Source organism: Pantoea wallisii, assembly GCF_002095485.1.
Taxonomy (GTDB): Bacteria; Pseudomonadota; Gammaproteobacteria; order Enterobacterales; family Enterobacteriaceae; genus Pantoea; species Pantoea wallisii.
In genome coordinates, this window is record NZ_MLFS01000061.1 from 20,993 (window position 1) to 27,830 (window position 6,838).

Here is a 6,838-nt window from a genome sequence, read left to right on the forward strand (position 1 = left end):
CCGATCCGGGCGTGCTCAACCTTCTCTCTGACCGATGGAAAACTTATTGCGAAGAGACGCTAACGTCCCAAAAATTCCTTTCAGAATCTTCATGTTCCATTGCTGACTATACTTTTCCCCTGTTGCCGCAGTGCGTTTAACAAGGAAAAATCATGTCGTTTATTAGCCCACTGTGGCGAACCCTGACGGGAATCATTTTTTGCTGCCTGCTAATTTCCTCTGCGCAGGCCGTCACGCTGCCGCAGGCCGCGGTTGCCGCTCAGCAATCGCAAACGCCCGCCGATGGCGCGAAAAGTGAACCCACGCCGGAGGAGAAAAAAGCCGCTTACGCTGCGCTGGCCAACATTCTGGAGAACAGCGACTCACGTCAGGCGCTGATCGAACAGCTGCGTCAGGCCTCCACCAGCAAAACGCCGGCGGATGAGCCGGTCCTGACACCGCCGCAGAGCGAACAGGACGAGCCCACCGTGCTGGAGAGCGTCACCAGCGTGACACGCGAATATGGCGGTGCCGTGGCCTCACAATTTGTCCGGCTGCACAACAGTATCGTTAACGCGCCACACAAGGCCTTCAATAAAGACACCTTTCTCAACGCGCTCAACCACTTTGCTGGCCTGGCCGCTGCCGTATTCGCCTTTTACTGGCTTACGCGCCGCCTGGTGTGGCCACTCTGGCAGCGCATGGGCCGCTGGGGCCGTAACCAGAACCTTGAGCGCAACAAGTGGCTGCATCTGCCCGTCGCCATCCTGCTGGCGTTTATGATCGATCTGCTGCTGCTGGCGTTAACGCTGTTTATCGGCCAAATCATCAGTGAGAACTACCACAGCGGCAACCGTACCATCGCTTATCAGCAGGGACTGTTCCTGAACGCTTTTGCCCTGATTGAATTCTTCAAAGCGCTACTGCGCCTGATCTTCTGTCCACGCTTCCCTGCCCTGCGCTTCTTCCACCTCTCAGATGCGCGCGCCGTTTACTGGCACACGCGCCTGAGCTGGCTCAGTGGCATAATTGGCTATGGTTTACTTGTCGTCGTGCCGATTGTCTCTAACCAGGTTAACGTGCAGATCGCGGCGCTGCTCAATGTGCTGATCATGGGCATCATGACCAGCTGGGCGCTCGGGCTGATTTTCCACAATAAACGCAATATCCAGCAGGCGCTGTCCCAGCTGGCAGACCGCAGTCTGAGCTTCTTTGCCCTGTTCATCCGCGCCTTCAGCATGGTGTGGCACCTACTGGCCAGCGCCTATTTTGTCGCGCTGTTTCTCTTCTCGATCTTCAATCCCGGCGATAGCCTGAAATTTATGATGTCCGCCACGGTGCGCAGCCTGGCCATTATTGGTCTCGCCGCTCTGATATCGGGCATGCTCACGCGCTGGATCGGCAAAACCCTGACGCTCTCGCCCGAGCTACGTCGCAACTACCCTGAACTGCAAAAGCGCGTTAATGACTGGGTCCGGGCGTTACTGAAACTGGCACGGATCGTTACCGTGTTTGCCACGCTGCTGCTGCTGCTTAACGCCTGGAACCTGTTTGACCTGTGGCACTGGCTCACACAGGGGGCCGGACAGAAGCTGGTGGATGTGCTGATTCGCATCGTGATGATCCTGCTACTCTCCGCGGTGGGCTGGACGCTGCTCGCCAGCCTGATCGAAAGCCGGCTGGCCTCCGATTCGCACGGCCGCCCGATGCCAAACGCACGTACCCGCACGCTGCTGACGCTGTTCCGTAACGCGCTGGCGGTGGTGATCAGCACCATCACCATTATGATTTTGCTCTCCGAGGTCGGCGTCAATATCGCTCCGCTGCTGGCGGGTGCCGGGGCGCTGGGTCTGGCGGTCTCTTTCGGCTCACAGACGCTGGTCAAAGACATTATCACCGGCATCTTCATTCAGTTTGAAAATGGCATGAACACCGGGGATCTGGTCACCATTGGCGCCATTACCGGCACGGTGGAGCGCATGTCGATTCGTTCGGTGGGCGTACGTCAGGATACCGGCGCTTACCACATTATCCCGTGGTCATCGATTACCACCTTCGCCAACTTTGTGCGCGGCATTGGCTCATTTGTTGCTAACTATGATGTCGATCGCCGCGAGGATGCGGAAAAGGCGAACGCCACCCTGCAGGCGGCGGTAAAAGAACTGCTGGAAAATCCGGATATCCGCGGCATGGTTATCGGCGAGCCGAGCTTTGCCGGTCTGGTGGGGTTGACTAACCAGGCGTTCACCGTGCGCGTCTCGTTCACCACACAGCCGCTGAAGCAGTGGTCCGTGCGCTTTGCGCTGGATGACAAAGTGAAAAAACACTTTGATGCGGCGGGCATTAAAGCACCGCATCAAACGGTGGAGGTGATGCAAACCGGCAGTGATGTTGCCGCTGCCGCAAGCGTGCCGGCGTTGCCGCCGCCACCGTAGCGGGACGGATCAGGCGCGCGTAAGGCGCTGGCCGCGTACGGCGGCCGGCAAAAACGTCCAGGCGATAAAGCGGCTCTGCTTCTGCCCCTGCGCCATCTCAATGATGCGCACCTCGTGGGCATTGTGCGCTTTTAGCTGGTCGCGCAGCGCGGGCAGATTCTCTTTGCGGGAGACAAGAGAGGTGAACCAGACAATGCGATCGCCAAAAAGCACGCTCTCATCGATCATCTTACCGATGAAGCCGCGCTCGCCGCCTTCGCACCACAGCTCATTATGCTGGCCGCCAAAGTTGAGCGGCGCACGCTTCTGCAGGCCAAGGTTGCGCACTTTACGCTGGCTGCCGGCTGCCGCGTCTGCCGCCGAGGCGTGAAAAGGCGGATTGCACAGCACCGCGTGATAGCGCTCATTCTTGTGCACCACGCCGGTAAAGATGGCGCTCTCCTGCTTCTGGCGACGCAGACGAATGGCGCGCTGCAGGCCAGGATTACTGGCAACGATGTGGGTGGCCGCGGTAATGGCCTCCGCGCTGATGTCCGTACCGGTAAAGCGCCAGCCGTACTCTGCCTGCCCAATCAGCGGATAGATGCAGTTGGCGCCGCAGCCAATGTCCAGCACATCCAGCTCACGCGGGATCGCGCCACCGCAGTCGTCTGCCAGCAAATCCGCCAGCGCATGCACGTAATCGGCGCGACCGGGCACCGGCGGCGTCAGATAGCCTTGCGGCAGCTGCCAGTTGAGATTGTAGAACAGCTTTAGCAGCGCCTGATTCAGCAGCATCACCGCTTCAGGATCGGCAAAATCCACCGACTGCTCACCATAGCCGTTGGGGCGCACCTTCTGCGCCAGCGGCGGATGCGCGGCAGTCAGGGCGGCAAAATCATAACGGCCCTGATGGCGGTTACGCGGATGGAATGGCGCGGTGGCGGCTGGCTTGTTCATAATGGCTCCGGAAGATAAGGCGGGCGTAAGATACGCTGGATGGCGACAGCGCACAATCCGCCAACAAAATTTTCTGCATTGAATTTAAATCTACACTCCCCACACGGCGTCCGGCACCGTTCATGCGACAGCAGGGCAGCGAGTGCGACGTGTGAAGAACGAATCAGGAGCGCAAATGCGTCAACGTTATACCTATCAACCCCGCAGCGGGCACGGCCTGCCGCACGATCCGCTCAATGCAATTGTCGGCCCGCGACCTATTGGCTGGGTCAGCTCCCGGAGCGCCAGCGGCCAGCGCAACCTGGCGCCCTATAGCTTCTTTAACTGCTTCAACTACCATCCGCCTATTATCGGTTTCGCCAGCAGCGGCTGGAAAGACAGCGTACAGAACATCAGCGAAACCAATGAGTTTGTCTGGAATCTGGCTACGCGCCCGCTGGCCGAAGCGATGAATGAGAGCTCTGCATCAGTGGCGGCGGATCAGGATGAGTTTGCGCTGGCCGGCCTGACGCCGCTTGCGGCCTCGCACGTTAACGTCAGCATGGTGGCGGAGAGCCCGGTCAATTTTGAGTGCCGGTTAACGCAGCTGATCCGCCTGCAGGATGTGCAGGGCAGCGAATTGCAAAGCTGGCTGGTGCTGGGCGAAGTGGTGGCCATCCATATTGATGAAACGCTGCTGGAGGACGGTATCTATCAAACGGCTAAAGCGCAGCCGATCCTGCGTGCCGGCGGCCCTTCCGCCTATTACGGCATCAGCGAAGATCAGCGCTTCGATCTGGTGCGGCCGGATGCCCGCCCGCGCTAAAGTCTGAAGCAACCGTAGCGGCAGATGGCCGTTACGGTGTCGCACAGCCCGCTTTCATTACCGCCACCGCGCGCGCCATATCGGGCGCCAGCCAGCGATCTTCCTGCCAGTTCGCCACCTGCAGCCGCAAACGGTGCAGCGCATGCGCCGTGCCCCGTGCCAGCTGGGCTTCGCCGTGGAAATCCAGCGCCTGCGCCGCCAGCAGGTACTCAATAGCCAGAATCTGCCACACGTTGTCCACCAGTTTTAGTAGCTTCAGCGCTGCACCGGTCCCGAGGCTGAGATGATCCTCCTGCAGGCCGGACGTGACATAGTTATCCAGTACGGCCGGCTGCGCCAGCTGGCGGTTTTCAGCACATAACGCGGCGGCAACATACTGCGCAATCATCATGCCGGAGTTCACGCCGGGTTGCGCCACCAGGAACGCTGGCAACCCACTCACCAGCGGGTTCACCAGTCGATCAAGCCGGCGCTCGGCAATGCTGCCCACTTCCGCCATCGCTATCGCCAGCAGATCGGCCGCCATCGCCACGGACTCACCGTGCGGGTTGGCCTGCGACACTACGCGCCAGTTATCCGGCGTGCCGAGCACCAGCGGATTGTCGGTGCAGGCATTCAGTTCAGTTACGATCTGATGCGCAGCATGATCAAACTGATCGCGGCTGGCACCGTGCACCTGCGGCATGGCGCGCAGGCTGAGCGCATCCTGCGTGCGGATCCCCACGCTGGCAGCCAGCAGCGGGCTATCGTGCAGCAGGGCCCGCAGCCGCTGCGCGCTGTGCTGCATGCCCGGACTCGCTTTCAGCGCTATCACGTCGGCATCAAACGCCACCCGCTGTCCGCGTAGCGCCTCGAAACTCATCGCGCCAGTCACGTCCGCCCAGTCCAGCAAACGTGCAGCATCATCCAGCGCCAGGCATGCCAGGCCGGTCATGCAGGGCGTGCCGTTCACCAGGCTTAACCCCTCTTTCGCCCCGGGACGATACGGCTGCAGACCTGCCAGCGCCAGCGCCTGCTGTGCGGGCATACTCTGCTGCTGATAATCCACCTCGCCCACGCCAATCAGCGCCAGGCCAATGTGCGCCATGTGGCTGAGGTAACCCACCGAGCCCTGCGATGGCACCTGCGGCGTGATCTGCTGGTTGAGCAGTGCCAGCAGGTGCTGCACCAGTGCCACCGAAACGCCCGATTTACCGTGACTGTAGTTGGCAATCGCCGCACAGAGTATGGCGCGGGTCTGCGCCTGCGTGAGCAGCGGCCCGACGCCGCAGGCGTGGCTCAGCAGCGTATTGCGTGATAGCTGGCTGAGCTGCTCCTCCGGCAGCGTGATGTTACACAGCGCCCCCAGCCCGGTGTTGATGCCGTACGCGATCTGACCGCTGGCAATAATCTGCCCGACAATCTCACGCCCCTGCGCAATTCGCTGCCAGGCGGCATCACTGAGCGTCAGGTGCGCATGGTGCCGTGCCACCTGCACCACATCCTGCCAGCGGATCGGGCTATCGCCCCATACGATAGTCATGCTGGCTGCCCCGCCGGATGATGATGACTGGAGATAAACTGCTTAAAACGCAGCGAACCCTGATCGCCAAACATTGCCTCCGGCGCGCCTGGCAATCAATCGTGCCCTGATGCATAAACACCACGCGGTTGGAGACATTGCGTGCAAAGCCCATCTCATGGGTTACCACCAGCATGGTGCGCCCCTCCTCTGCCAGGCTGCGCATCACCTTCAGCACTTCGCCTACCAGCTCCGGGTCCAGCGCCGAGGTGGGCTCATCAAACAGCATCACCTCCGGATCCATCGCCAGTGCACGCGCAATGGCCACGCGCTGCTGCTGCCCACCCGAAAGCTGGGCCGGATAGAAATCTTTGCGGTTCAGCAGGCCAACGCGATCCAGCAGCTGCTCAGCCTGCGCAATGCAGTGCTTTTTGTCGCGCTTCAGCACGTAGTGCGGCCCTTCAATCACGTTTTGCAGCACCGTCATGTGTGACCACAAATTAAAGCTCTGGAACACCATGCCCAGGCGCGACCGCAGGCGCTCAATCTGTTTCGGGTTGGCGGCCAGCTGATGACCACGCGCATGGCGTTTCATCTCGATAGTTTCACCGCCGACGCTTACCACGCCGGCATCGGGCGTCTCCAGCAGATTAATACAGCGCAGCAGGGTACTCTTTCCCGAGCCGCTGGCGCCGAGAATAGAGATCACATCGCCCTGATGCGCCTGCAGTGAGATCCCTTTCAGCACCTCCATTGCGCCAAAGGATTTATGGATATCGGTAGCGGTTAACGTGACAGGTGATGAGGCGTGCATATTACTCTCCGGCAAGCGGTTTAACGGCGGGCTGCGGCTTTTTTTCCGCGCGGTGCACCGGGGTCAGACGGCGTTCCAGCCACGCATAGAGCTGGACGATAATAAAGTTCAGAATCAGGTAGATCGCTGCAGCACAGACGAACACCTCCATGGTGCGATAGGTGCGCTGAATAATCTGCTGCGCCACGCCGGTGACATCCCAGACGGTCACCAGGCTGGCTAACGCGGTGGATTTCACCAGCAGGATCGCCTCGGTGGAGTAAGCGGGCAGCGCATAACGCAGCATGATCGGCGCAATAATGCGGCGCAGCAGCAGCCAGCGCGACATGCCGCACGCCAGGCCCGCTTCCACCTGTCCGGCGGGG

The 6,838-nt window shown here is 60.4% G+C and carries 5 protein-coding genes and 1 pseudogene; 2 read left to right on the top strand and 4 right to left on the bottom strand.

The features are described 5' to 3' along the window. Positions 1-152 precede the first annotated feature (152 nt). Positions 153-2,414, top strand: coding sequence for a mechanosensitive channel protein (gene ybiO, locus HA48_RS18145; protein WP_128602571.1), 2,262 nt, complete (start codon positions 153-155; stop codon positions 2,412-2,414). Between the two features lie 9 nt (positions 2,415-2,423). On the opposite strand, the gene rlmF is transcribed toward ybiO, so the two are convergent. After that, positions 2,424-3,353 carry a 23S rRNA (adenine(1618)-N(6))-methyltransferase RlmF gene (gene rlmF, locus HA48_RS18150; RefSeq protein ID WP_128602572.1) on the bottom strand — a complete coding sequence of 310 codons (930 nt, stop codon included), beginning with the start codon at positions 3,351-3,353 and terminating at the stop codon, positions 2,424-2,426. A 175-nt stretch (positions 3,354-3,528) separates the two neighbouring features. Between rlmF and HA48_RS18155 the strand changes: the two genes are divergently transcribed. Continuing rightward, positions 3,529-4,158: a flavin reductase family protein gene (locus HA48_RS18155; RefSeq protein WP_128602573.1), complete on the top strand. Its 630-nt coding sequence runs from the start codon at positions 3,529-3,531 to the stop codon at positions 4,156-4,158. 31 nt (positions 4,159-4,189) lie between these two features. On the opposite strand, the gene HA48_RS18160 is transcribed toward HA48_RS18155, so the two are convergent. The 3 genes and pseudogenes from HA48_RS18160 to HA48_RS18170 all read right to left on the bottom strand — a co-directional run. Next, positions 4,190-5,680, bottom strand: coding sequence for an HAL/PAL/TAL family ammonia-lyase (locus HA48_RS18160; protein ID WP_128602574.1), 1,491 nt, complete (start codon positions 5,678-5,680; stop codon positions 4,190-4,192). Beyond that, positions 5,677-6,473 (bottom strand): annotated as a pseudogene (locus HA48_RS18165) (ABC transporter ATP-binding protein). Before HA48_RS18165 ends, HA48_RS18160 begins: the two are co-directional and overlap by 4 nt. A gap of 1 nt (position 6,474) precedes the next feature. Then, on the bottom strand, positions 6,475-6,838 hold a 364-nt coding region (locus HA48_RS18170), incomplete at its 5' end, for an ABC transporter permease subunit (protein ID WP_128602575.1).